The sequence below is a fragment of the Neobacillus sp. PS2-9 genome (assembly GCF_030915525.1).
Lineage (GTDB): Bacteria > Bacillota > Bacilli > Bacillales > Cytobacillaceae > Neobacillus.
In genome coordinates, this window is record NZ_CP133269.1 from 4398251 (window position 1) to 4422735 (window position 24485).

The window sequence follows — 24485 nt, forward strand, 5'->3', positions numbered from 1 at the left end:
GTTTTTTTAACTAAGGGGGAAAATAAGAATATTCATATCCTGCTTTGATTAATTTTTCGAATGACTTGATTAATTACCTCAGAAAAAACTAAGCCGAAGGCAATAGCTCCTGCCAGCATCAATACTTTTGCTGCAGAGCCTAATGCTGCATTGTAATTATTCTCCACAAAGTTCCGCATAGCATCATAGGCTAGACCCCCTGGTACTAAAGGGATTAACCCTGCCACACTAAAGATAATGACTGGAGTTTTGTAAAACTTAGCTAATTCCTGACTCAGAACCGCAATAAAAATCGTGGCAGCTAATGTAGCAAAAATGGCATCATTAGAATATCTCTCGAGTAGATAGTAAATTAACCAGCCACCCATTCCAATCAACCCACATTTAACCAAAGTCTCTTTTGGTGCATTAAAAAGGATGCCAAAGGCTCCTGTTGCTAAAAAACTTGTTATTAATTGACCTAGAATTTCCAAGTTCATTCAAGCCACCTTTATAAAAACGATAACACAACGGCAATGCCTGCTCCAATGGCAAATGCTGTTAGAAATGCTTCTGCCCCTTTGGATAAACCAGATACTAAATGCCCTGCCATTAAATCTCTAATTGCATTGGTTACTAATAGCCCTGGCACCAACGTCATAACAGAGCCAATAATAATTTTATCTAATTGATCTCCTAAACCCAGTTTGACAAGTAATACAGATAGTAAGCCAATAACAAACGAGGCTAAAAATTCCGAGAAAAACTTAATTGGAACAAAACGATGAAAGTATACAAAACTTAGATAGCCCAAGCCTCCTGAGAGCATTGAAGGAAGAAAATCATTCCACCCGCCATTAAACATAATCATAAAGCAACCGCTAGCTAATGAAGCAGCTGCCACCTGATACTTAAAGGGAAAAGTCACATCTAAGGAGTCAATTTCTTTTAATTGCTTTAATGCTTCATTTATATTCATTTCACCACTGCTGATACTTCTAGAAATGCTATTTACCATGGCCACCTTTTTTAAATCCGTGGACCGCTCTGAAATTCGAATGAGCTTCGTTTTAGTTGGTTCTGTACCTTCAGCTGAAAATATGATTCCAGTTGGGGTCACATAGCTATGTGTCGTATGAATTCCAAAGGCTGCGGCTATGCGCATCATAGTATCTTCCACTCGATACGTCTCTCCACCGCTTTGGAGCATGATTTTTCCAGCAAGTAAGCAGACCTCCATAATATCATAGGTTCCTTCAACTTGGTTCTCCATTAATACTCACCACATTATCTTTACATTTGTTACTTAGTTTAATCAAAATTAGGTTATGAATCAATTATAAGCCAAAAAAACAAGTTCCTTATTAGCTTGGAACTTGTTTTAAGTCTTCTTCTTTAAGTTTCCCGTCCATAATTAGTACTTTTTCAAATGCTTCAACAATAGATGCTTGGTAATAACGACCTGACAATTTTTTTAATTCTGTTATGGCTAGAGCTGGGGTCATTCCTTTTCTATACACTCTATCCGATGTCATCGCATCATATGTATCAGTAATTCCTATGATTTGAGCTTCAAGGAGTATTTGGTCACCTTTAAGTCCATTAGGGTATCCCGAACCATCCAGCCGTTCATGATGCTGTAAGATAATTTCTCCGATATGAGAATAATAGGTGGATTTCACCATTTCACAGCCATCCGCTGAATGCTTTTTTAATATTTCATATTCATCATTCGTGAGTCTTCTAGGTTTGTTTAGTATTTCTTCTGGAACATTAATTTTTCCTATGTCGTGAAACAAGGAAGCAAAGTAAAGATTTTCTAATTTTTCTTTAGAAAGTTGTAATTGTTTAGCAAGTCTAATTGAATAGGTTTGAACCCTTGCGCTATGTTGATAGGTATATTTGTCTTTATGTTCTATTTGTTTAACGATTTTTGTTAGTTCATAAATGCTTCTGCTTATGAAGTGAAAGGCTGGCTGAGTGGTAAACCAAATAAGCTTCATATTTGTTAGAGCTTTAAAATAAGTAGCTTCTTCAAGATGATGGATATAAAAATAATCACCTGTTTTTAAGTGAATTTCAGTATCATTTTCTTCATAAACACATTCCCCATCTAGTATAAAAAAAAATTCCATTGTTTCAGGCTCATCACCTGGAAAGACATAAAAGGTTTTTCCTCCACTAATAGTTTGTATTATTACCTCCGATCCATCACCTTTGGCAATCAAACTAAATTCTGAAGTTGAATCAATAACTTTTTCTAAAAATTTTTCTTTCGATCCAAGGAATAGACCCTTCATTAAAAAACCCCCAGTTTCTTAATGACAAACTCGAATTGGGTCAATCCAAACCCACCTGCCCCCAATTTCCACAAGTGTCCAGTACGCTTCTGCTTGGATGCCCCATTCTGCTGCCTTATTGATTGCATCAGTAGACATTTTCAATGTTGTAGTATATAAATCGGTTATTAATTTATCGAGATCGTTATTATATTTTTCTGTTCTTTCATTATATCGTTTGTCGCCTTCATCAATCTTTTGGATATCAGTTATGTACTTTGCTTCAAGTTTATCTGCGTCGCTGACTGCTTTTGCAATTTTTTGCTCGATTTCATAATTCGTTTTTTCGATGGAAGCCATTACTTTGTCATAATCAGTACTTTTGGTTTCTGCTGCAAATGTGCTTGTTCCAAATGATGCCATGAATAGAAAAGAAATCAACATGGCGAATACCTTTTTTAACATGAGTTCCCCTCCACTTTATGAGTTTACTATAGGAAATTGTACTCACAGTCATTATAGTTGCTTGAATTATATATTACCACAAAAACCACTATATTTTACTGAAAAATTATACAATTTAATGTATTTCGACATTTATAAACAAAACCTGCGTTAAATCTAAACACAGGTTTCGCGGTGCTTTATACCTATTCAATTGATTGGAGCTTAACGGCATTAACCAAATTCTTTCTCCTTTTTTCCCTAAAAATAAATCCTGTTAAACAACAAATGAGAACGAAAGGAATGCTTTTTTTATATAGATCAGCAAAGCTCGATGAGATAGTTTTGAGAGCATAGTCACCAACCTGTACCCCATATGTCTTAACTATTTTTCCTTTATGGTCAATTTCCTCGTCTACCTGCTTTTCCACTTGCTTATAAACCATTTCTTTGGCTACCGCTCTCTGCTCTTCTGGTATGGAGGAAAGTGCCTTTTCTACAATTGAATTGATTAACTGTTGACGTTCAGCTTTAGAGATTATTGTTTGGTTCGCTTTTTGATTTTGCTTTTCAGCAGTAATTGATTTTTTTGTTTCGTTAAAAATTTTCTCTTTTGCTGATTGAGGCACATCTAGTTGTTCTAGTTTTTGGGCAGCAAAATGAACAACATCCTGTTTCTTATCATGAATAGTCGTAGTAAGACCTGCAACAAAGATCGCCACTGCTAAAACCACTCCGACCTGTCTTAACATCGAAAATACACTTTGCGAAGCTGTCAGCATTTCGCCTTCAAAAGAGGATGTGCTCGCAATCGTAGCTGAGGAAATGACAAAGCTAAAACCAAATCCTAGCAAACTGCACAGTAAAATTATTTGGCCTGATGTACTATGAATATTTAAATTGTGTAACAAGTAGTAAGCGATGCCCATCATGCCAAATCCAAACATGACCGGGATCGTGAATCCAATTTTTTTCGTTAGTAAGCCTGCAATTTGAGAAAACACAAAGATGGCGGCAGATACAGGAGTGACAAGTAATGCAGCTTGAAGCTCTGTCTTATGCTGGAAGTTTGTTAAGAATTGAGGTAGAAGGACCATTACTCCGATGAGGAAGACAAAACCCGTTGTCACAGTTATAACTGAACCGGTAAACAACCGATCTTTAAAAAGATTTAAGTTAACCATTGGGGCTTTAGACCTTTTCTCCACAATGATGAAAAGGACGATAGAAACGAGTGTTATTACATAACAACCAATTGCTTGTGTGCTGTCCCATCCCCATGTATTCCCCTTAATCAGTACAAGGTTCAAAGGGAAAATGGATGTAACCGAGAAAAGTAATCCACACCAGTCAATCTTTGATTTGACACGACTTTCATTTTTAATTGTTAGGATGAGGAACGCACCACCAATGGCCAGCAGACAAATAGGAACATTTACATAAAAAACCCAATGCCAGTTAAGCTTTTCTGTAATAATTCCTCCAACCGTTGGCCCAAGTGCCGTAGCTAACCCCTGTGTGGCACCTAGCAAGGTTAACGGCAGCGTTCTTTTTTCCAACGGCATGGCAGCGATACCTATTACCATGCTGCATGGAATTAAGATCGCCGCCCCAAAGCTTTGAATAAACCGTGCTGCGATTAAGTAGTCACCATTGGTTGCTAAACCACAAAGTGCAGAACCTAATCCAAAAACAAATAATCCTACTATATAAAATTTATTCCTGCCAAACATTTCGGCAAACCGTGCCATCGGAATCGCTAAAACAGCAATGGTCATGGTGTAAACATTCAGCATCCACGAACTTGTTTCCAATGAGGTATGCAGACTATCCTGAATTGCCGGAAGCGTAATATTCATAATCGTTGAATCTAGCATACAAACGAAAATCCCTAAACACATAAGCAATACGACCTTCATTCCACCCGTACCCTTCATTATGTTAATCCCCTTTGTTATTATTTAATTTTATTAGTTCTTCATCTACCATTCCCAAAATCATTTCTGCCTGGCGAATCCCAAATTCTAAGGTGAATCTTTTATGTGGTTCCATGTTTGGGTACAAATTAGCAATTCTAGTTAAATTATCGTACATCGCTTGGTTCTTTCCTCTTTCTTCTAGCAGCCATTCCTTTACCTTTTCTATTGTGGTAAATCGTCCGAAAAAGATGCGGATCAGGATATCTGATCTTGTCACAGTGGGATTGATTGGGCTGTTTAGGTACGTTTGAAATTGTTCCCTTCCACTTTCTGTGATTACAAATAAATTTTTGTTCGGCTTGCCGTCCTGCTGGATGATTTGTTTTTCCACTAGCCCTTCTTTTTCCATTTTTCTCAGCGCTGGATAGATTGCCCCAAAGGAAGCATCGAAAAAGTAAGAAACGGAGTTCTCCATCATTTGCTTAATATCATAGCCGCTCATTGGCTCGTCATATAAAAAGCCTAGGATTACGTCTTGTATGTTCATTTTTCATCACCTCATATTATTTATGTTTATATTATCATTGTTCATATTAATAATGTCAATATTTAAATTGGATATTTTTTCAATTTGTTTAAAAAGTGCACTTGGGTTGAATCTACTAACCCTTTATCGGCATTAGTCGCCAACAGTTTGACATCCAAACTTCATGCATCTAACAATAAAAAAAACGATGGTAATTTACCATCGTTTTTACCTCATTCTCCAATATTGTTTTCAAACCCTCCTGCAGTTCTCTCAACGAGGTAAAGCTAAAAATTTCCTCCCCATTCTATCAAAACTAGCATTACCTCTAAGGAAGATTTGCCCTTCTTCCTCTGAAATTAAGACCGCGTAAGGATGATTCACATTTATGTACCTTGAATCTAAATCATTATCCAGCTAATGATGCTACGTCTAATTTTCACTATTAAATAAGCGAGAACGTCCATGTAGAGTGCTCCTACGTCTACTTTTCTCTTAAAAATTACCGAGAAAGTCGATGGAAAAGGTTGCTACGTCTACTTTTCTCTTAAAATTAAGCGAAAAAGTCCATGTAGAGTGCTCCTACGTCTACTTTTCTCTTAAAAATTACCGAGAACGTCCATGTAGAAGGCCCCTACGTCTACTTTTCACTAATAAATAAACAAGAAAGTCGATGTAGAAGGCCCCTACGTCTACTTTTCACTGATTTTTTTAATGAAGTTTAATGTTTCTTCTATAATAAACGCTTGGTCGTTATCAAGTGTCGCAACATGATAACTCTCCTTCATATGATGAAGCACTTTTACCGAAGAACGAATAGCATCATAAATGATTTGTGAATTATTAGGCGGCACGACATGATCCTCTTCCGATACAAAAATCAATGCTGGACAGGTAATTTTATGAAGGTCTGCTTTTACCTGCTCCATAAACGTTAGGATTTCCTTAATTGATTGAACAGGGGTCTTTTCATACGCTAATTCCGTCACATCTGCTTTTTTAATATCAGACCCAATTGCATCTAAAAACCTTACCCCTTCTAACTGCCGGACAGGAGCCATTTCTGGAATATCCAAAGCGGCGTTTATTGGGATAATCGCTCGAATCTCAGGGTACTTTTCAGCCAGATAAAGAGTCAATGTTCCCCCCATCGAAAGCCCGGTGACAAAAATCGTATCGCAGCGGTCTTTTAACCATTGGAATCCTTCTTCAATAGAAGAAACCCAATCCTGATAGGTAGTTTGTTCCATTTCTTCATAGTGAGTTCCATGACCTTTGAGCCGCGGTCCACATACTGTGTAGCCCGCTTTCGCGTATGCCTCTCCTAGTGGCCACATACTTTGGGTGCTACCTGTAAACCCATGTGATGCTAAAATTCCAACATTGCTTCCCTCAAAGTAAAACGGTTCTGCGCCTTCTAAAATTGGATATTTGCTGGTCATACTCTTCCCTCCATCACATTATTTTCCTCACTTAAGATGTATTCGCTTCCATTAAATAATTACCTGCCTGTGAATAAGTGATTTTCTTGTGGATATTGTTAATAAAAACTACATTATTTGTTGATATCCTTGATCATAAAAAAATAACCTATCCACAATGTGAATAGGTGTCTATTATATTATTTCTGTTTATAATAAGTAATCGCTAATGCAAAAGCTAGTACCGTCCCTTTTACAATATCCATGGCATAATACGGTACAGACATCATGACAAGGCCATTTTGCAGAATACCAATTAATACCGCACCGATAAAGGTACCAAACGCATTTGGTTTACCGGCACCTAGAACTGAAAATCCGATAAAGGCTGCAGCAACCGAATCCATGAGGTAGGGTGCCCCAGAGTTAATTTCTGAAGTCATAACCCTTGATGCCAGGACAATTCCGCCGATTGATGCAAACAAAGCAGAGAGTAAATATGCCGCCACTTTATATTTATTAACAGCGATCCCTGAAAGTCTTGCAGCTTCTTTGTTTCCGCCAATCACATACATGTAACGACCATGCTTGGTATAAGTCAGAAAGATATGCACAAGAATGACGGTTATTGCCATGATGATAATAATCCATGGCACCTCACCAATTTTTGCAAAAAATGGACTGATTAATCCCGTTGCCATGGACCCATCAGGCATCACCATATTTTGAGAAACTGTCGCGCCTTTTGTATAGGTAAGTGCGGTCCCTTGAATGATAAACATTGTCGCTAAAGTCATTAGCATGTCTGGGATTCGTAACTTAACGATCATAAACGAATTCAAAGCACCTACAATTAATGAGGCACCAATCGCAGAGATAATCGCAATGAGGGTATTTTGGGAAAACCAGACAAACATAGAAATCACGATGGCATTCGATAACGAAGCTACCGAGCCTACTGATAAATCGAATCCATCTACAGATAATGAAATGGTAATACCTATAGCAATAATCGTCACAATCGAAATCGACCGGAGGATATTGACAATATTACTGCCCTGGATAAAGGTAGGATTTGCCGCTGAAAAAATAAGGATAAGTGCAAGAATCGTGATAATGGTCCCGTACTTATATAAAAATTGAAACAATTCAAATGTTTTTTTGGTTGGGGTCTGATTCTTTGCTGAAATATTTGTCTCCATTTTACCTGCCCCCTGTGGAATAAAATAAAAGTTCTTCCTCGTTTGTTCGGTTCGTTTCTAACTCTTTTATTGATTGTCCATCATATAGAATGTAGACTCGATCCGTAATTCCCATAATCTCTGATAGTTCGGAAGAAGCGTAAATAATCGATTTCCCTCTGCTTGCCAATTCCGTGATAAGCTCAAAGATGTCTTTTTTGGCACCAACATCCACGCCTTTGGTTGGTTCATCAAAAATATAGACATCGGCCTCAGCTACCAGCCACTTTCCTATTGCGACCTTCTGCTGATTTCCACCTGATAGATTTTGAACCTTTGTTTCTTCAGAAGGTGTTTTAATTCCAAGCCGGCTAATCAACTGCTTGGCTGTTTCCTTTTCTTTCTTTCTATTTAAAAAGCTAAATACGTTTGTAAAACTACCCAAATTAGCCGCTGTCAAATTGGATTCCACTGATTCAAGGACAAGAATTCCTTCCTTCCTGCGTTCTTCAGGCACTAATGCCATGCCATTTTTCACCGCATCATATGGGCTATTCAAAGTTAGTTTATTTCCATTAAGAAGGACTTCTCCTCCAGTTAATTTTTCAGAACCAAAAAGCGCCTTGCACAGCTCAGTTTTTCCAGCACCGACTAGCCCAGCCACTCCAACGATTTCTCCAGATTTCACATGTAAATGGAAATCTTTAATTTTACTTCTATCTGAAAGTCCCTTCACCTCAAGAACTGTGTTTCCAATTCTCGTATTCTTTTTCGGGAACTGTTCCTCCAGCTTTTGGCCAAGCATGTGCTCCACCACTTGATTCTGTGTTGTCTCTGAGATGTTCTCTTTTACAACAAATTCTCCATTTCTCATTACTGTAATTTCATCACAGATTTCAAAAATCTCTGGCAGGCGGTGCGAAATAAAGATAATCCCGACATTTTGCCTCTTTAATTCGCGGGCAATTCGAAAAAGCTCGGTCGTTTCCGTATGACTTAAGGGTGCAGTTGGTTCATCTAGAATCAGATACTTACACCGATTCGAGACAGCTCTTGCAATGAGAATCATTTGCTTTTCTGCTAGAGAAAGCTCACTCACAAGCTTTTTCGTAGAAAGTGTAATATTCATTTCACCCAGGATTTGTGCTGCTTTTTGATGAAGAGTCTTCCAGTTCATCCACTGCTTTTTTCCCATATGATGAACCGTGTCCATCAACATAATATTCTCGGCAACCGTTAAATTAGGAATCAGTGCCGTATCGACTTCTTGATAGACAATCTGTATGCCCGCATCCTGGGCATCTTTTGGTGATCGAATGTTCAAAGATTCCCCGTCCAGCACAATTTCACCGGTATAGTGATTATAAGCCCCTGACAGGACTTTCATTAGAGTTGATTTCCCTGCACCATTTGCTCCAATCAATGCCTGAATCTTTCCCGTCTTTGTTGAAAAATGAACCTGATTTAAAGCTTTCACTCCTGGAAATTCAATAGTTATATTTTTCATTTCCAATGTTGACTGCATGAAATCGCCCCCCTATCAAGCAAACACTCTCTTAATCAAGTGAAAAAGAGAGTGCTTATAGTAACCATTAATTATTTATAATATTTTTTTAATGTTTTCATCCAATCTTCTTCGAATGCATCTGATTGGCCCCATCCAGAAATAATTTTTGATAGATTAACCATGTTAACAGGATCTTTAGACTTTTGAAGATTGTCTTGTGAAACTAGAGAAGCCTCTAAATCATAGGTTTTTGGTGTTTCTTCACCTGCTAGTTTTTTAGCAAGCAATCTCAAATCCACCGCACCAATTAGTTTAGGATCCACGGCAGCTGTGTATTTCCAAGCACTACCTTTTCTTTGAATCTCTTGAAGGTCCGCATTCGAAACATCAATACCATAAATTTTTACTTCTTCACGGCCCGCCTCTTTTAGAGCTCGTGCGGCACCAATAGCAAAGGCATCCCAAGTAGCAAAGATGGCATCCAACTTTCCTTTTGGATATTTATTTAACATGGCAGCTACGGCGTTTTGTGTTTGAACACTGGTATCTGCAGCGGCTACACCGAACCGTTCCACTTCTTTAATTCCAGGATTTTTTGAAAGTACATCTTGATATACTTTGTTTCGTCTAACCATTGGTGGAAAACCGTCAACCCAAAGGTACGCAATATTGGCTTTGCCCTTCGTATCCTTTACAAGCTGATCCAATGCTAAAGTTGCCAATGCTTCGTCATCCTGTGATGTAAGTGTTACTCCCTCCACTTCAGCCAACTTTGGATTAGAGTCAAATGTAACCACGCTTTTTCCTTTTTCGACGATTTTCTTTACATCGTTCACCGTCGCATCATCATCACCATGTGAAATAATGAATCCATCATAGTCCTGATCTAACGCCTGATTTATAGCATCATGGAATTTTGCTGTATCTCCGTTTGCAGTAAACACATCCACTTGTAATCCTAAGGCTTCTCCCTCTTCTTTTGCTCCTGCTAAGAATTGAGCTGTGTGGTCGTCACCGCCAATTTTACGAATGACCTTAATTTTCAACTTGTCACTTTTAAATTTTTCTGGTACTCCTTCAAGTGATACATTTTTATTTCCACTAGCTTTCTTCGTTTCTCCCCCAGAAGCACACCCCGTGAGTAGCAGGCTTGCAGCCAATGTTGATACAAGCACACTTTTTAATAAATTTCTTTTCATGATAAAAGCTCCCCCTTTTTGTCTTTCTTATCAAAATAAACTATTCCCATTGGAGAAGTTTTCTTTTAAGTAAAAATAAAAAACCTCTCCAGAAAAGAGAGGTTTCATCACAAATGTTGGACTACTCCTCTCTTATCTCTCAAAACATTAGATGTTTTGCAGGATTTAGCACCAATTCCTTTTCGGAACGGTTGCTGGGCGTCATCGGGCCAGTCCCTCTGCCACTCTTGATAAGAGAACGTATTATTGATTTAAAGTAATAAACTAAATTTAAACTCACATTAACAAGTTGTCAATAGTATTTTAAATATTTTTAATAAAGTAATAACTCTTTTTAATCATATTGAACGGAGTTGGGAAAACTATTATTAAACCTAAACCCAGTTATTGCTTTATTCTCCTAAGAAATTTCGGTATGATTATATTTAGTAAACCGAAATAAATTGCAGAAAGAAGTGTTACCATCCATGAATAAGCAGGAAAGTGCAAAGCGTAATTTACTAATTATGTGGTTTGCCAACTTCTTCGTTGCCGGTAGTATGACGATGGTCATGCCGTTTATTTCTCTGTATATTGAAACGTTTGGGGACTTTTCTGAGAAATATGTCCAGCATTGGTCGGGTATTACCTTTGGGATTACCTTTGTTTCTGCCTTTCTTTTTTCACCGGTTTGGGGAAAAATTGGAGATCGCTATGGTCGGAAAAAGATACTTATCATTTCTGGATTAGGGATGGCTGTATCTATCTTTTTAATGGGATTTGTTCATTCAGTCTGGCAGCTGCTCTTTCTACGGTTTTTCATGGGCTTTTTCTCAGGGTTTATCCCGATGTCACAGGCATTCATCTCCACACAAACACCAAAAGAGATTGCTGGTCGTGTCCTTGGGACATTACAAACAGGAAGTATAACGGGTTCACTGTTAGGCCCCATGCTCGGAGGAATTTTAGCCGATACACTCGGCTATGCGACCACCTTTAAATGGACTTCGATTTCCATATTCATCTCAGCCATGCTTGTCATCACTACGAAGGAATTTCTCATAGAACCAACGAAGGGTACTAAATCACATTATTCTAGTAAAGAGGTTATCAAACACATCCTACGAAATCCTGTACTATTAACTGTATTGCTTATTTCATCTCTTGTACAAATCGCCCATTTCAGCATCCAACCAATCCTGTCGTTATTTGTAAGTGATTTGCATGGGCCAAACAATGTTGCTTTTTATTCAGGGATTGCCTTTTCCGCAGCGGGAATAGGCAACTTACTCATGTCACGGAACTGGGGAAAGATTGCAGATAAATATGGTTATATCAAAATTTTAGTCATACTTCTATTTTCAGCTGGAATAGTGTACTTACCAGGAGCGATCGTGACTGGTCTTTGGCAGCTTGTCATCATCCGGATTGCCTTAGGTGTGACCATTGGCGGAATCATTCCTGTCAGGATTGCTTATATTCGCCAGGAGGCTCCGATTACCATGCAAGGTGAGGTCCTCGGGTATAACAATAGTCTAAGATTTCTCGGTAACATCATTGGGCCCATGCTGGGGGGCTTTCTTTCTGGCTACTTTGGCTTTTCCGCCGTTTTCATAAGTACCAGTGCTTTATTGATTATGAGCGGACTGATTTTGCTCGTATCATTGCTCCGACATCCTAAGCTTGTTAAACATACAGCGTAATAACTCATTCAGTATACAAAAGTTACCAGTAACTTTATTGAAATAAATTAGGTTATTCCGGAAATATATGATACAATAACTCTACCATTTGAATTACTGTTTCATTTGTGTGCCCTACTCATTCATGAGTGGGGTTTTTGTTTTGGTTTTTTTTGAATGGCTTTGTTAAAATTGCCTATTGATTTCCGCTCCAGGCTCTTCGCTTTCCGTGGGCGTTTCGGCGAGCCTCCTCGGCGCTTGCGCCTGCGGGGTCTCCCCTGAACCGTACTCCCACAGGACATTGAATAAGCTTCCTTGAATCTACACCGCACGAAGGAAATGCGATAGCATTTTCGAGGATCTTCGAGTCTTCCGCTCCAATCAACAGGGTATAAAAATCAACACTGTTCTTTAACACAGCCTTTTGAATAAAAAAAACAGACTCTATAAAATAGAGCCTGTCTTATCCGAAATGGTATTAAGCTTTACGAACGTTAGTAGCTTGTGGTCCACGTTGACCTTGTTCTACTTCAAAAGTAACAGCTTGACCTTCGTCTAATGATTTGAAACCTTCGCTTTGGATTGCTGAGAAGTGAACGAATACATCGTCTCCAGCTTCGCGTTCGATGAATCCAAAACCTTTTTCTGCGTTAAACCATTTTACTTTACCTTGTTCCATGTGTGTTTCCTCCTGCTGTGTGCTTTTGCACACATTATGGTACTATCCTTGCACTCAGTGATCATCAAGACGAAAAGTTAACTTATACTATCCTTTACACCGAACAAAAATAATTCTTCTTTAGTATAACATTTCACTTAAGTATTTGCAAGAAGACAATAAAGAGTGTCCTTTTAGCCTCTCATGTTTTACCGCCCGCGAACCGCTCGCGCCTTGAGCGGACATCAACATCCCAGTTTAACAAAGATTATTTTTTTGCAATATTGGCTTCCAACTTGGTAAAATCAAGATCCTGATAATAGCTGTTTTTGACCAAGATATTTGGACCTAAGCATGAAACAGCTGGGCAATGACAGCTTAACTCCTTCGCTATGCCTGTGTTTTGCCAAGCTTGATAGGCCTCTTCAAGTGTGGTTGTTTGGATATTTCCTAAAGGAGGAGTATCTCCGAAATCCGTTACAATAATTTCACCGTTAAATATATTCACATTCAAACGGGAACGACCATCTGGATCATTTCTGACGGTTACATTTTCACTCTGATAAAGTCGTTTTAAAAGGTCCAAATCCTCCTGTTTACTGCTGCAAGCATAAAATGGCAGTGTTCCAAAGAGCATCCATACATTTTCATCCCTTATGTCTAATAAATGATGAATTGCGTCCCTAATTTCACTTAATGATAATGTTTCAAGATTACTGGCGAAATCACTCGGATACATAGGATGCACTTCATGGCGTTGACAAAGCATTTCATCTACAATTTGCCGGTGAATCTTTTCCAAATGAGGCAGTGTCCGTTTATTTAACATGGTTTCCGCTGAAACCATGACACCCGCTTTTACCAGTTCCCTGCTATTTTCTATCATTCTCGTAAAATATTTTTCTCGCTGGCTATAATCAGGCTTCCGCTCCATCCTTGCAAAGCCGCCTTCTACAAAATCGTCCACCGTTCCCCAATTATGTGAAATATGTAATACATCCAAATACGGAATAATTTCTTCATACCGATTTAAATCAAGGGTTAGGTTCGAATTCATCTGTGTTCGAACTCCGCGCTCATGGGCATACTTTAAAATGGGCATTACATAATTACTGACAGAGCTATGCGAAAGCATAGGTTCTCCCCCTGTAATACTTAACGAACGTAGTTGTGGAATTTCCTCTAACCTATGTAATATAAGCTCAATTGGAAGTGCTAACGGGTCCTTTGTTTGGAGGGTGTATCCTACAGCACAATGCTCGCAACGCATATTACAAAGAGTGGTAGTCGTTAATTCGATATTGGTAAGCAGAGGTTTTCCGTATTGTGTTACATCTAAATACGCTTCCCAAGGATCGAACTGGGGGGTAATTTTATTTAATGTCTTCATACAAACTCCTTTATTTTTGTAGTAGGAAAAACCTTATTATAGCGCATCACGAGGCCAAGTAGCTATTTATATTAGTTACAAAAGCATATGAATATAAATTGAGAATATTCTATGGCATTTCCCTATTTTCCGTTGGGTAATTGAAGTAATTCCCGTATAATACATATTTGTTCCATGATTATTGAAAAATAAATTGATAGTAAACGAATTGTGAATGGTGGTAGTAGAAATGGAAATGCAGCCTTTGCATGAAGCAGAAAAATTAGCCTTAAAAAAGATTAAGATATTTCGACAAAGCATCCTCCGATATATTTTACGCTCGATGCTTGCCAGTATGTTTATTGGTTTTGGGGTCATTGTTGCGTTTAAAACCGGTAATTTCTTTTATGTAGTAGACTCCCCGTTTGCCTACCCAATGGCCGCTCTTACTTTCGGAGCAGCGATTATATTAATTGCCTATGGTGGTGGTGATCTATTTACAGGAAATACGTTTTATTACACCTACGCTGCACTCCGTAAGAAAATGACTTGGATAGAAGTACTAAAACTATGGGTTTGCAGTTATACAGGAAATATCCTAGGTGCCGCTGTCTTTGCTTTTATTATTTTCACAACAGGACTTTATGCGAGCTCTTCAGTTAATGGGTTTCTCCTTCATGTCGTGGAAGTAAAAATGCAAGTCCCAACAACAGAGTTGTTTTTCAGAGCAATTCTTTGTAACTGGCTTGTTTGTATGGCCTTTTTCCTGCCAATGGGGTTAAAAGGGGATGGACCAAAGATGTTTGCCATGATGCTGTTTGTCTTCTGTTTCTTTATTTCCGGATATGAGCACAGTATTGCTAATATGTGTACATTCGCTATTGCCTTAGTACTAAATCACCCAGGAACGATTTCATGGGGTGGCGTGATTCACAACCTTGTTCCTGTTACAATCGGCAATCTGATTGGCGGAGCTGTATTTATGGCAATGATGTATTATTACGTAAATAAACCGTTTTTAGATGAATATCAGGAATAAAAATAAGGCTGACTCCTTTCTAGAGTCAGCCATTTTTGTAGTAACATTGTCGAATGCTATCACCTTATCCAATAATTAGGGAATATCGACAAATTCCCGGGGAAATAACAACAAATTCAGCAAGATATCGACAACTATTTAAAATATTCTAACAACAGTAATATTTGTAATATTTATTGACCTATTTATTTTTACTTAGAAAATATAGATAGCCTTTAATCATAAAGTAGCTAACCTCTTCTGGAAGGAGTTCCTTAATGGGTTTTAGTCGATCACGCCCAGCTTCTCCCACTGCTTTTTCTAAAAGCGGTATGTATTCGGCTGGGATATGTTTTGAAAAATCGACCTCTAACCCCTGCTGTGCACATTGAATTAAGTGATTCTCCACCGTACTAACCGCTAAATCACGCTTCTCAGCAATTTCCATTATTGAATAATCACCTTGATGCAATGTCAATGTTTCCAAATGCGAATCAGTGACCGTCCTTTTTGCCTGCTTCTTCGGCGCATTCTCTACAGATCCATGTTCACTCTGATAATCCGGATTGTCTTCAACGAATGTGAGTATTGCCTCAATAAACCGAAATCCATATTTTTGAAGCTTCAGTTCACCCACACCGCTTACCTGTAAAAACTCCTCGTTCGTGATAGGAAGTTTGACACACATATCCTTTAAGGCAGCATCAGAGAATATAACAAATGGTGGTACTTTTTCCGATTCAGCAATTTGTTTTCGTACCTCACGTAACACTTCAAATAACGGATCGTTCTTAGACACTTGCTTAACCTGAACCGTTTCTCTCCTGTATACCTGTTGCTTTCCTAATAGAACCTCTTTTCCCTTAGGAGAAACAAAAAGAGTAGGAAATTGTCCTTGCTCAATGGCAATTAACTCTTGTGAAATCAAGAATTCAATAAAATCACTTACATCTTTTGCACTCTTTTCCTTCATAATTCCGTAAGTAGGCAGCCTGTTAAAACCCATTTCCACCACCTTTTGATTTTTCGATCCTGTTAAAACCTGGGCTGTGATGGTTTTACCAAAGCGTTGCCCCATCCGAATGACACAGGACATGACCATTTGTGCTTCTCTGGTTACATCTATACTTGTTCTAGTATCCAGGCAATTCCCACATCGACCACAGGATTCAGTCTCCGTTTCACCAAAATATTTTAAAATAAATTCCTGCAGACAATCTTCCGTGTGGCAATAGTCCACCATTTGCTGAAGCTTGTCCAACTCTTGTGTCATGCGGGTTCTATCACTAGATTGATCGATAAGAAATCGTTGGACCTGCACATCCTGTGGCGAATATAACAGAACACATTCACTCTCCAGTCCATCACGTCCAGCACGACCTGCTTCCTGGTAATAGCTCTCCATATTCTTCGGCATTTGATAGTGAACAACATATCGAATATTGGATTTATCTATCCCCATCCCAAAGGCAGAAGTGGCAACCATTACCGTTGCCTTATCCTCTAAAAACCGTTCCTGCTCATGGTTTCGCTCCACATCTCCCATCCCTGCATGGTAGCGAGCAACATTGATATTTTCTTTAGTAAGTCTTTCATAAAGTTGATCTACATTTTTCCGTGTCGCCGCATAAATAATCCCGGCTTCTTTATCGTTCTTTCTCAAATAGTCGAAGAGATACTTTTGTCTATCTTGACCTTTGATAACGGCGAAAGACAGATTTTCCCGTTCGAATCCTGTAATAATCGTATTTCTTTCATCAATGCTTAAGAGACGGCAAATATCCTCACGCACTCTTGGTGTTGCTGTCGCCGTTAGTGCAAGAACATTCGGTCTTTGCGGTAGGGTATTCAGCATTTGTTGAATATGGCGGTAGCTGGGACGAAAATCATGTCCCCATTGTGAAATACAGTGGGCTTCGTCCACAGCTACAAGCGGGATGTCCATTTCTCTTATGTCCTCGATAAATTCTTGTGATTCTAATCTTTCTGGTGCAATGTATAGCAGTTTGTATTTCCCTTGTTTAGCTTCACGAATCCGTTCACTTGCTTCACTAAAACTTAATGAGCTATTAATAAATGTGGCTGAAATACCGACTTGAATGAGGGCATCTACCTGGTCCTTCATTAAAGAGATTAATGGGGAAATGACAAGCGTGGTTCCTGGTAGGACTAGCGCAGGGATTTGATAGCAAATCGATTTACCACCGCCCGTGGGCATGACGCAAATGGTATTTTGTCCGTTTAACACGGATTGAATAGCCTGCTCTTGTCCCGTACGGAAGGAGCTGTAACCAAAATGCGTTTCTAGTAACGGCAATGCGTTTTCAAACAAAGGGGGTCCTCCTCTCAATTTGGATTGTGTCTCTTAGCTGAAAATCGTCATGATTCTATTATACTGCTTTTTGAAAAAAAATTTGTGAACTTTCCTAGTTGTCCATGCAAAAAAGATCTCTTATTCAAGAGACCTCGCTAACACTTTATACACTTTTCCAAAGTTTAAAAAACCGGAGGATAATAGAACGCCTGAAATCACCATGATGGTTCCTATTATTTGAACCATGGTAACGGGGGTACCTGTTGCGATTGAGATAAGCATGGTAACAACTGGCACTAAATTAAAGAATACGGCCGTATTTGCCGCTCCTATCATCTCCATTGCTTTGTTCCACCATAGATAGCCAAAGACACTGGTGAAGATGGCCATAAATAAAATGGCTCCCCAAGCTGCGATTGGTACATTGGTGGTGACTGGATTCACACTTGGTGAAAAGGCAGCTAATCCGATAAGGCACAAAGCACCGACGATCATCGTGTAGGTAGTAGTCTCTAAGGAAGAACTCGTTTTTAAATACTTTCTCCCTAATACCCCATACAAGGCCCAGCACACATTCCCCGCTAAGATGAACAAGTCACCCTTTGAAAATGAAAGAGTTTGAATCACTTCCCAAGATCCTTTTGTCAATACCAGGGTTACTCCTACTAGGGCAAAAAGAATTCCTACGGTTTGTTTTTTGTTGATTGGTGCCTTTAAAATTAAATATGCCAATATGGTAGTCACTAGTGGATTCGTTCCCATAATTAAGGCTCCATTTAATGGCGAAGTATGGTTCATTCCGAAAAAGAAAAAGGCATTAAATCCAAAAATCCCCACTACCCCAAGTATGGTATAAGTGATTCCGTGCCTGCGAATGGTTTCCCATCTTACTTTCTTTTGAATGATTAGAAGAGCAAACATAACAAGTGCCGCAATGCCAAATCTCCATCCTGCTGCACTTGCTGCAGAAAAATATTGAACGGCGTACTTGGCAAGGTTGAAGGTGGCACCCGTCACTAACACAAAACCAATTAACATGCCTACCACTTTACTGTTTATCATTCTGATCCTCCTCCATCATGTCTTGATAAGTTGCTAGCTTCTCTTCCGTTAGCTGAATGACCATTTCCAATTCTCTTTTTTGTTGCTCCAATGTCAGCAAATGCTTTTCTAAAATATTCTTTCGTTTTTGTACTTTCTTACTTCTGTCTTGCTCAGCATCCTTATTTTCTAGAAGACATCCATCTACCAAGAACTCTTGTATATCTTCTAAAGACATTCCTGTATTTTTAAGAACCTTCATGAATTGCAGCAGACGTATTTCCCCTGCTGTATACAGCCTCTTTCCGCCAAGCCTTGTTGGTGAAGACAAAAGGCCAATTTTTTCATAGTATCGTAACGTATGTGCCGAAAACCCTGTTTGCTCGGCAACTTCAGATATACTGTACATCATTCTCCAACACCTCCTATATACATGCTACAACTTAGAGTTAGCTCTAAGTCAACATTAATTTGGAATTTTTTTCTTAATTAAAAAGACTGCCGATTACATCTCGACAGTCTAGATCTTTTTATACAAATAGATTAGTTAAGATTTGGTCTTTGTGCTCGCCTTTTTTAGGAGGCTGTGAGATTACTTCCTGTTTTAAATCACTATGCATCTTCACTTGGCAGTCCCCCCAGGAGGAGGTGAAAATTAATTCTTTTTCTTTAAAATAAGGATGATCGTTCAGTTCCCCCACTTCCAACACGGGCGTCAAACAGCAATCTACCTTTTGAGCAAACTCAATCCACTCATAGAAGGTTTTCTTTTTAAAAAGGGTGGTGATTTCTTGAAAAATCGGGTTTGAGTCTTCCGTTTTAGAAAAGTGTGCTGCAATCCAATCTTCACGTCCGTGGGCTATACAAAAATTTCGCCAAAACTTTGGCTCCAATGCCCCGATACTCATATACCTTCCGTCCTGCGTTTCGTATAAGGCATATGAAATGATGCTACCGTTTAGCACACTAATACCGTTCGCCTCACCAGTTTCTTTTTCTACCATTACATGATTACCCAGTAACGATACAAGCTGATCAGTGATTGAAATAGAATGATAGCTTCCTTTTCCAGTTAAAAACCGTGAGACTAGTCCTGCAAGGATTCGTTCATTTGCTGCAAATCCACCTAGATAATCAGCAATTGTAATCGATGGGTGAACAGGCTTGCCCTGTTTATCCTTCAATTGAGCCAATACACCGCTTAACGCCATATAATTGAGATCGTGGTTTCCAAGCTTACTCAGCAGACCTTTTTGTCCATAGCCCGAAATGGAGCAATACACTATTTCAGGCTTCACCTTTTGAACCGCCTTAAACCCAAGCCCAAGTCTTTCCATCACACCAGGTCTAAAACTCTCAATAAGGACATCCGCATGGGCAATTAATTTTAGTGCCGTTTCTACTCCGTCCTTCTCCTTCAAATTCAAGGTGATGCTTTTCTTTTGCCGGTTATTCGCCAGAAAAACAAGCCCTGAACCCTGTTTCGATATTCCTGTATTTCGCGCAGGGTCTCCTTCAGGCGGTTCCACCTTAATGATTTCCGCACCTAATTCGGCCAATCGTAATGTCGCATATGGTCCTGGTAAGTAGTTGGTGAAATCTATTACTTTTATACCTTCCAGCATGATTAGGACCCTTTCCTTTTACAAATTTTTCGAGCCTGTGGCAAATAGCTCCTCCAACTGCTTTCGAAGCACAAATTTTTGGATTTTTCCACTTGCATTTCGTGGGAGTGCTTCACAAAAAACGTATTTTCGAGGCCGCTTATAATTCGCAAGTTTATCACTGTTCTTGCAGTATTCATCCAGCTCTTGTTCTGTCACATTAGGGTCCTTTTTTACAACGAACGCTGTAACCGTTTCACCCCAACGGTCATCAGGCTGGCCAACAATCGCCACATCAAGGACACCGGCATGGGCATGCAGAAGATCCTCTACTTCCCGTGGATAGATATTCTCCCCACCGCTGATAATCATATCGTCTACACGATCATTCACCCATAGATAGCCATCCTCATCTAAATAGCCGATATCTCCAGAATGGTACCAGCCTTTATACAGGGCTTTCTCTGTTGCTTCCTCCCGATTGAAATACCCTGACATCATACACGGGCCTTGGACAATGATTTCTCCCGTTTCCCCTGCAGGAACCACATCGTCCGGATCGGATGGACCATCCTCTTTGGTACGGACAATACGGATATCATGATTTAGGCATGCCTGGCCGGCAGAGCCTGCTTTTGTCAGCTGATCCGCTGCTGATAGAAAAGTAATAGCTGGGCCCATTTCTGTCATTCCATAGGCTTGGACAAGTGCAATGCCTAAGCGATCATGGCAGGCATGTACAAGGGACGGAGCCATTGGTGCAGCACCATATAAACCTAGCTTTAAACTTGAAATATCATATTGATTAAGGTCTTCTTGTAAAAGCATGTTCCACATGGTCGGTGCCGCGAAGAACTTTGTAATCTTCTCCTGTTCGATTAACTCTAATACTTTCTTTGGATTGAATTGGTGAAGCACCACATTTCGTGCACCTACATGAATTCTCGGTAGGATGGCACAATGGAGTTCTGCGCAGTGGAACATGGGTGCGGTTACAAGTCCAACATCTATCGCTTCGTATTTAGTCGCCCCGATAACTAGTAAGCTTTGTTCGACCATGTTCCGGTGGCGGTGGAGGACTCCCTTTGGCCGACCGGTTGTCCCACTTGTATACATAATGGCATATAGGTCATTTTCAGTTACTTCTGCATGGATCTCTTGAGTTGAGCTAGTGGTTAGCTTTTCTTGGTAGTTGGTTGCATAGGCAGGTGTGTCTTCATCAATAAACCAGAAGGCACTTTGAGGGAATCGGTTTTCAATAGCAGCAATGACAGGCTCTAGTGCATGTTCAAAAAGAACTACTTTTGGGCTCGCATCAGATAAAATATAGGCGACTTCCTCCGGCATTAAACGGAAATTAATCGGATTGAATACAGCACCAATTTTGGCACAGGCGATAAAGGTGGTTGCGAGTTCTTCGGTATTAAAGAGGAAGGTGGAAACCCGGTCGCCTTTTTGTACCCCTTCGTTGACTAGTGCATGAGCTAGTCGGTTAACCTGTTCGTTCCATTCTTTGTAGGTGTAGCGGGTATTTTTCCTGACATCATATATGGCTTCCTTGTTTGGGAACTTTTTTACCGTCAAATCAAAGATTTTTCCGATTGTTGTACTCATTTAACCGCCTCCGTTTAATAGTTTGGTAGGCAATCGGTGTTGCCGATTGCCTTTTTATGTTTTTTGCAGGAATGTATATGTCTGATTGATGCTTATTCGCGAATCTTAGGCTTTTATTCGCGAATTTTGAGTTTTTATTCGCGAATGTTTGGTTTTTATTCGCGAATATAGCCCATTTATTCGCGAATCTAGCTCCCTGATGATTATATGAGCGAATTTCAAGTTAATATGAGCGAATCCAAGATTCCCAACCTAAAACTTACTCTAATCTCTCAATAATCGTAGCATTAGCCATGCCATGACCTTCGCACATTGTCTGTAAACCATAACGGCCGCCGCTCCGCTCCAATTCGTGCATCATCGTCACCATCAAACGGGCACCGCTGCCGCCTAGTGGATGGCCGAGTGCAATCGCACCACCATTTGGATTGAGCTTCGCAGGATCTGCACCCGTCTCTCGCAACCAAGCGAGTGGAACTGGAGCGAACGCTTCATTGACTTCAAATACATCGATATCATTAATCGTTAAGCCCGATTTTTCTAACGCCTTTTCTGTAGCTGGAATCGGCCCTGTCAGCATTAATGTTGGATCAGATCCCACAACCACACGTGTATGAACGCGGAAGCGAGGCTTTAACCCTAACTCTTCTGCTTTTTCACGGGACATCAACAACAAGGCAGCTGCCCCATCACTAATTTGACTTGAGTTCCCCGCATGAATGACGCCATCTTCCTTAAAAGAAGTCCGCAGTCCTGCTAAAGCTTCCAAAGAGGTCCCTTTTCTCGGACCAGAATCATCCTTAACCACCGTAGTTGTGCCATCTGGAAGTGTCACTTCAAGTGGGAAGATTTCTCTTGCGAAGTACCCTTCCTCTTGTGCCTTTAATGCTTTCTGATGGCTATCAAGCGAGAATTGGTCGAGCTCCTCACGAGTAAATCCATAATTTTCAGCGATCCTCTCAGCGGACAGCCCCTGATGAATCATTTCGTATTTAGTTTTTAAAGTAGGACTAAAAGGTTCTTCCGCCCCTTTGTAGTTGGAGCCCATCGGAACACGCGACATGCTTTCCACCCCACCAGCAATCACCACATCCATATCACCAGCGAGAATCGCCTGTGCTGCAAAGTGGACAGCTTGCTGACTAGAACCGCATTGACGGTCAATCGTTGTCCCTGGAACTTCGATTGGGAAACCAGCAATTAACGCCGCAACTCTAGCAATATCTCCCGCCTGTTCCCCCGCTTGAGTGACACAGCCTAAAATCACATCATCAACAATCGCAGGGTCAATTCCCGCCCGGTTCACAAGCTCCTTCAATGTTAAACCCGCTAGGTCGTCTGGACGAATATCCTTTAACATTCCATTTCTTCTTCCAACTGGCGTACGTACGCCTTCCACAATAACAACTTCACGCATCGTTCTCGTCCCCTCTTTCTATAATCCTAAGTTTTTCGCAATAATGGTTTTCATAATTTCATTCGTACCGGCATAAATGCTGGAAACCGGGATATCACGGAATCGTCTCGCAATCTCATACTCTTCCATATATCCATAGCCACCGTGGAGCTGCATACATTCCGCAGCGATCCTTTTAGCAATATCAGTTAACTTCCATTTCGCCATCGAGACCTTTGTCACCACGTTTTTCCCTTCAATATGTTCAGCAATTAACTGATCAAGGAAAGCTCTGCCCATTTCAATTTCCGTGGCCATCTCGACAATTTTAAACTGCGTATTTTGAAACTGGCTGACGGGTCTGCCGAAAGCTTCTCTACTTTTCACATAATCCATAGTCATTTTTAGCATTACTTCCGATGCTGTTTGCGCCCCAATTGCTACAAGAAGTCGTTCCTGCTGAAGCTTTTCCATTAAATAAAGAAAGCCTTTGCCTTCCTCACCAAGCAGGTTTTCCTTTGGTACACGACAATCCTCAAAGATTAATTCCGCAGTATCCTGGCAATGGAGCCCGACTTTGTTTAACTTTCTTCCTCTTGAAAAACCAGGAGTATCTCGTTCGATAACAAGCAGGCTGACACCTTTATGCTTAGGAACGGCTTGTGTGTCGGTCTTCACAGCAACAACGACGAGGTCTGACTGGATACCATTTGTAATGAACGTCTTTTGACCATTCACAATATAGTGGTCGCCGTCCAGCTTGGCAGTTGTTTTAATATTGGCTAGGTCTGAACCCGTACCTGGCTCGGTCATCGCAATAGCGGTAATGATTTCACCGGTGACACATTTAGGCAGCCAGCGCTGCTTTTGCTCCTCTGTTCCATAGGCTGTGATGTAGGGAACAACAATATCATTGTGAAGGCCAATTCCAATTAAACCGGAGCCTACTCGTTCCAATTCTTCATTAATAACAACCGCAAAGCCCCAGTCGACCTCACTGCCACCATATTTCTCATCGATATCTGGACATAGGAAGCCCTGCCCTCCCATCTTCTTCCAAAAAGATCGAGGAATCATCCTGTCTTCTTCCCACTGCTCATAAAAGGGATATGCTTCTTTTTCTAAAAACTTTCTTAATGATTGGCGAAATATTTCATGGTCATCAGTTAAATATGGATGTTTCATTTAAAAAACCTCTCTTTCATTATGAGAACGCCTACGTTTAATAGCGAGGGTTCATCGTTTTTCTACACGTTTCTTGATTATATCTACACACTTTTTCAATTTATCTACACGTTTTTGAAGTTTATCTACACACTTTTATAACTTTTCTACACACTTTTATAACTTTTCTA

Annotated in this window: 21 protein-coding genes and 1 riboswitch; of the genes, 2 read left to right on the forward strand and 19 right to left on the reverse strand. The window is 39.9% G+C overall.

Features of this window, described 5'->3' with window-relative positions; translation table 11 throughout:
- Window positions 1-32: 32 nt before the first annotated feature.
- From RCG25_RS22010 to RCG25_RS22055, 10 genes are all read right to left on the reverse strand, one after another.
- Window positions 33-473: a threonine/serine exporter family protein gene (locus RCG25_RS22010; RefSeq protein WP_308084248.1), complete on the reverse strand. Its 441-nt coding sequence runs from the start codon at window positions 471-473 to the stop codon at window positions 33-35.
- Window positions 474-490: 17 nt separating this feature from the next.
- The gene (locus RCG25_RS22015) at window positions 491-1252 is read right to left on the reverse strand and encodes a threonine/serine exporter family protein (protein WP_308080952.1); all 762 of its coding nucleotides are present in this window, start codon (window positions 1250-1252) and stop codon (window positions 491-493) included.
- Between the two features lie 91 nt (window positions 1253-1343).
- The gene (locus RCG25_RS22020) at window positions 1344-2279 is read right to left on the reverse strand and encodes an HD-GYP domain-containing protein (protein WP_308080953.1); all 936 of its coding nucleotides are present in this window, start codon (window positions 2277-2279) and stop codon (window positions 1344-1346) included.
- A gap of 18 nt (window positions 2280-2297) precedes the next feature.
- A complete protein-coding gene (locus RCG25_RS22025; protein WP_308080954.1) occupies window positions 2298-2723 on the reverse strand; it encodes a hypothetical protein in 426 nt (141 codons plus the stop codon).
- A 185-nt stretch (window positions 2724-2908) separates the two neighbouring features.
- A complete protein-coding gene (locus RCG25_RS22030) occupies window positions 2909-4639 on the reverse strand; it encodes an MFS transporter (RefSeq protein ID WP_308080955.1) in 1731 nt (576 codons plus the stop codon).
- Between the two features lie 4 nt (window positions 4640-4643).
- Entirely contained in the window at window positions 4644-5168 is a 525-nt protein-coding gene (locus RCG25_RS22035) for a PadR family transcriptional regulator (RefSeq protein WP_308080956.1), read from the reverse strand.
- Window positions 5169-5839: 671 nt separating this feature from the next.
- Entirely contained in the window at window positions 5840-6589 is a 750-nt protein-coding gene (locus RCG25_RS22040) for an alpha/beta hydrolase (RefSeq protein WP_308080957.1), read from the reverse strand.
- A gap of 179 nt (window positions 6590-6768) precedes the next feature.
- Window positions 6769-7770, reverse strand: a complete 1002-nt coding sequence (locus RCG25_RS22045) for an ABC transporter permease (RefSeq protein WP_308080958.1) — start codon at window positions 7768-7770, stop codon at window positions 6769-6771.
- A 1-nt stretch (window position 7771) separates the two neighbouring features.
- Complete coding sequence (locus RCG25_RS22050) at window positions 7772-9274, reverse strand: sugar ABC transporter ATP-binding protein (RefSeq protein ID WP_308080960.1); 1503 nt, start codon at window positions 9272-9274, stop codon at window positions 7772-7774.
- 71 nt (window positions 9275-9345) lie between these two features.
- A complete protein-coding gene (locus tag RCG25_RS22055; protein WP_308080961.1) occupies window positions 9346-10455 on the reverse strand; it encodes a sugar ABC transporter substrate-binding protein in 1110 nt (369 codons plus the stop codon).
- 129 nt (window positions 10456-10584) lie between these two features.
- A riboswitch (SAM riboswitch) is annotated at window positions 10585-10692 on the reverse strand.
- A 230-nt stretch (window positions 10693-10922) separates the two neighbouring features.
- On the opposite strand from RCG25_RS22055, the gene RCG25_RS22060 reads away from it, so the two are divergent.
- Complete coding sequence (locus RCG25_RS22060) at window positions 10923-12137, forward strand: MFS transporter (RefSeq protein ID WP_308080962.1); 1215 nt, start codon at window positions 10923-10925, stop codon at window positions 12135-12137.
- Window positions 12138-12594: 457 nt separating this feature from the next.
- Here RCG25_RS22060 and RCG25_RS22065 read toward each other — a convergent pair whose 3' ends face one another.
- A complete protein-coding gene (locus tag RCG25_RS22065) occupies window positions 12595-12795 on the reverse strand; it encodes a cold-shock protein (RefSeq protein ID WP_007083691.1) in 201 nt (66 codons plus the stop codon).
- Between the two features lie 247 nt (window positions 12796-13042).
- The gene (yfkAB, locus tag RCG25_RS22070; RefSeq protein WP_308080964.1) at window positions 13043-14164 is read right to left on the reverse strand and encodes a radical SAM/CxCxxxxC motif protein YfkAB; all 1122 of its coding nucleotides are present in this window, start codon (window positions 14162-14164) and stop codon (window positions 13043-13045) included.
- A gap of 229 nt (window positions 14165-14393) precedes the next feature.
- On the opposite strand from yfkAB, the gene RCG25_RS22075 reads away from it, so the two are divergent.
- Window positions 14394-15182 (forward strand): formate/nitrite transporter family protein, encoded by a 789-nt coding sequence (locus RCG25_RS22075; RefSeq protein WP_308080965.1) that lies wholly within the window; start codon window positions 14394-14396, stop codon window positions 15180-15182.
- A gap of 181 nt (window positions 15183-15363) precedes the next feature.
- Here RCG25_RS22075 and recQ read toward each other — a convergent pair whose 3' ends face one another.
- The 7 genes from recQ to RCG25_RS22110 all read right to left on the reverse strand — a co-directional run bounded on the left by recQ (window position 15364) and on the right by RCG25_RS22110 (window position 24315).
- The gene (recQ, locus tag RCG25_RS22080; RefSeq protein WP_308080966.1) at window positions 15364-17493 is read right to left on the reverse strand and encodes a DNA helicase RecQ; all 2130 of its coding nucleotides are present in this window, start codon (window positions 17491-17493) and stop codon (window positions 15364-15366) included.
- 120 nt (window positions 17494-17613) lie between these two features.
- Window positions 17614-18534 carry a DMT family transporter gene (locus RCG25_RS22085; RefSeq protein WP_308084249.1) on the reverse strand — a complete coding sequence of 307 codons (921 nt, stop codon included), beginning with the start codon at window positions 18532-18534 and terminating at the stop codon, window positions 17614-17616.
- A complete protein-coding gene (locus RCG25_RS22090) occupies window positions 18524-18925 on the reverse strand; it encodes a MerR family transcriptional regulator (protein WP_308084250.1) in 402 nt (133 codons plus the stop codon). Before RCG25_RS22090 ends, RCG25_RS22085 begins: the two co-directional genes overlap by 11 nt.
- 121 nt (window positions 18926-19046) lie before the next feature.
- A complete protein-coding gene (locus RCG25_RS22095) occupies window positions 19047-20141 on the reverse strand; it encodes a CaiB/BaiF CoA transferase family protein (RefSeq protein WP_308080967.1) in 1095 nt (364 codons plus the stop codon).
- An 18-nt stretch (window positions 20142-20159) separates the two neighbouring features.
- On the reverse strand, window positions 20160-21734 hold the full coding sequence (locus RCG25_RS22100; protein ID WP_308080968.1) for a fatty acid--CoA ligase: 1575 nt from the start codon (window positions 21732-21734) through the stop codon (window positions 20160-20162).
- A gap of 259 nt (window positions 21735-21993) precedes the next feature.
- The gene (locus tag RCG25_RS22105) at window positions 21994-23151 is read right to left on the reverse strand and encodes a thiolase family protein (protein ID WP_308080969.1); all 1158 of its coding nucleotides are present in this window, start codon (window positions 23149-23151) and stop codon (window positions 21994-21996) included.
- Between the two features lie 18 nt (window positions 23152-23169).
- A complete protein-coding gene (locus RCG25_RS22110) occupies window positions 23170-24315 on the reverse strand; it encodes an acyl-CoA dehydrogenase family protein (RefSeq protein WP_308080970.1) in 1146 nt (381 codons plus the stop codon).
- Between the last annotated feature and the right edge of the window lie 170 nt (window positions 24316-24485).

Bases quoted from the DNA above. Each gene is read 5' to 3' on its own strand.
- RCG25_RS22025 (WP_308080954.1), bottom strand. From the start codon at position 2,723: ATGTTAAAAAAGGTATTCGCCATGTTGATTTCTTTTCTATTCATGGCA.
- RCG25_RS22055 (WP_308080961.1), bottom strand. From the start codon at position 10,455: ATGAAAAGAAATTTATTAAAAAGTGTGCTTGTATCAACATTGGCTGCA.
- RCG25_RS22030 (WP_308080955.1), bottom strand. From the start codon at position 4,639: ATGAAGGGTACGGGTGGAATGAAGGTCGTATTGCTTATGTGTTTAGGG.
- RCG25_RS22050 (WP_308080960.1), bottom strand. From the start codon at position 9,274: ATGCAGTCAACATTGGAAATGAAAAATATAACTATTGAATTTCCAGGA.
- RCG25_RS22040 (WP_308080957.1), bottom strand. From the start codon at position 6,589: ATGACCAGCAAATATCCAATTTTAGAAGGCGCAGAACCGTTTTACTTT.
- RCG25_RS22015 (WP_308080952.1), bottom strand. From the start codon at position 1,252: ATGGAGAACCAAGTTGAAGGAACCTATGATATTATGGAGGTCTGCTTA.
- RCG25_RS22035 (WP_308080956.1), bottom strand. From the start codon at position 5,168: ATGAACATACAAGACGTAATCCTAGGCTTTTTATATGACGAGCCAATG.
- RCG25_RS22020 (WP_308080953.1), bottom strand. From the start codon at position 2,279: ATGAAGGGTCTATTCCTTGGATCGAAAGAAAAATTTTTAGAAAAAGTT.
- RCG25_RS22105 (WP_308080969.1), bottom strand. From the start codon at position 23,151: ATGCGTGAAGTTGTTATTGTGGAAGGCGTACGTACGCCAGTTGGAAGA.
- RCG25_RS22110 (WP_308080970.1), bottom strand. From the start codon at position 24,315: ATGAAACATCCATATTTAACTGATGACCATGAAATATTTCGCCAATCA.
- RCG25_RS22100 (WP_308080968.1), bottom strand. From the start codon at position 21,734: ATGAGTACAACAATCGGAAAAATCTTTGATTTGACGGTAAAAAAGTTC.
- RCG25_RS22060 (WP_308080962.1), top strand. From the start codon at position 10,923: ATGAATAAGCAGGAAAGTGCAAAGCGTAATTTACTAATTATGTGGTTT.
- RCG25_RS22065 (WP_007083691.1), bottom strand. From the start codon at position 12,795: ATGGAACAAGGTAAAGTAAAATGGTTTAACGCAGAAAAAGGTTTTGGA.
- RCG25_RS22045 (WP_308080958.1), bottom strand. From the start codon at position 7,770: ATGGAGACAAATATTTCAGCAAAGAATCAGACCCCAACCAAAAAAACA.
- RCG25_RS22090 (WP_308084250.1), bottom strand. From the start codon at position 18,925: ATGTACAGTATATCTGAAGTTGCCGAGCAAACAGGGTTTTCGGCACAT.
- RCG25_RS22075 (WP_308080965.1), top strand. From the start codon at position 14,394: ATGGAAATGCAGCCTTTGCATGAAGCAGAAAAATTAGCCTTAAAAAAG.
- yfkAB (WP_308080964.1), bottom strand. From the start codon at position 14,164: ATGAAGACATTAAATAAAATTACCCCCCAGTTCGATCCTTGGGAAGCG.
- RCG25_RS22095 (WP_308080967.1), bottom strand. From the start codon at position 20,141: ATGCTGGAAGGTATAAAAGTAATAGATTTCACCAACTACTTACCAGGA.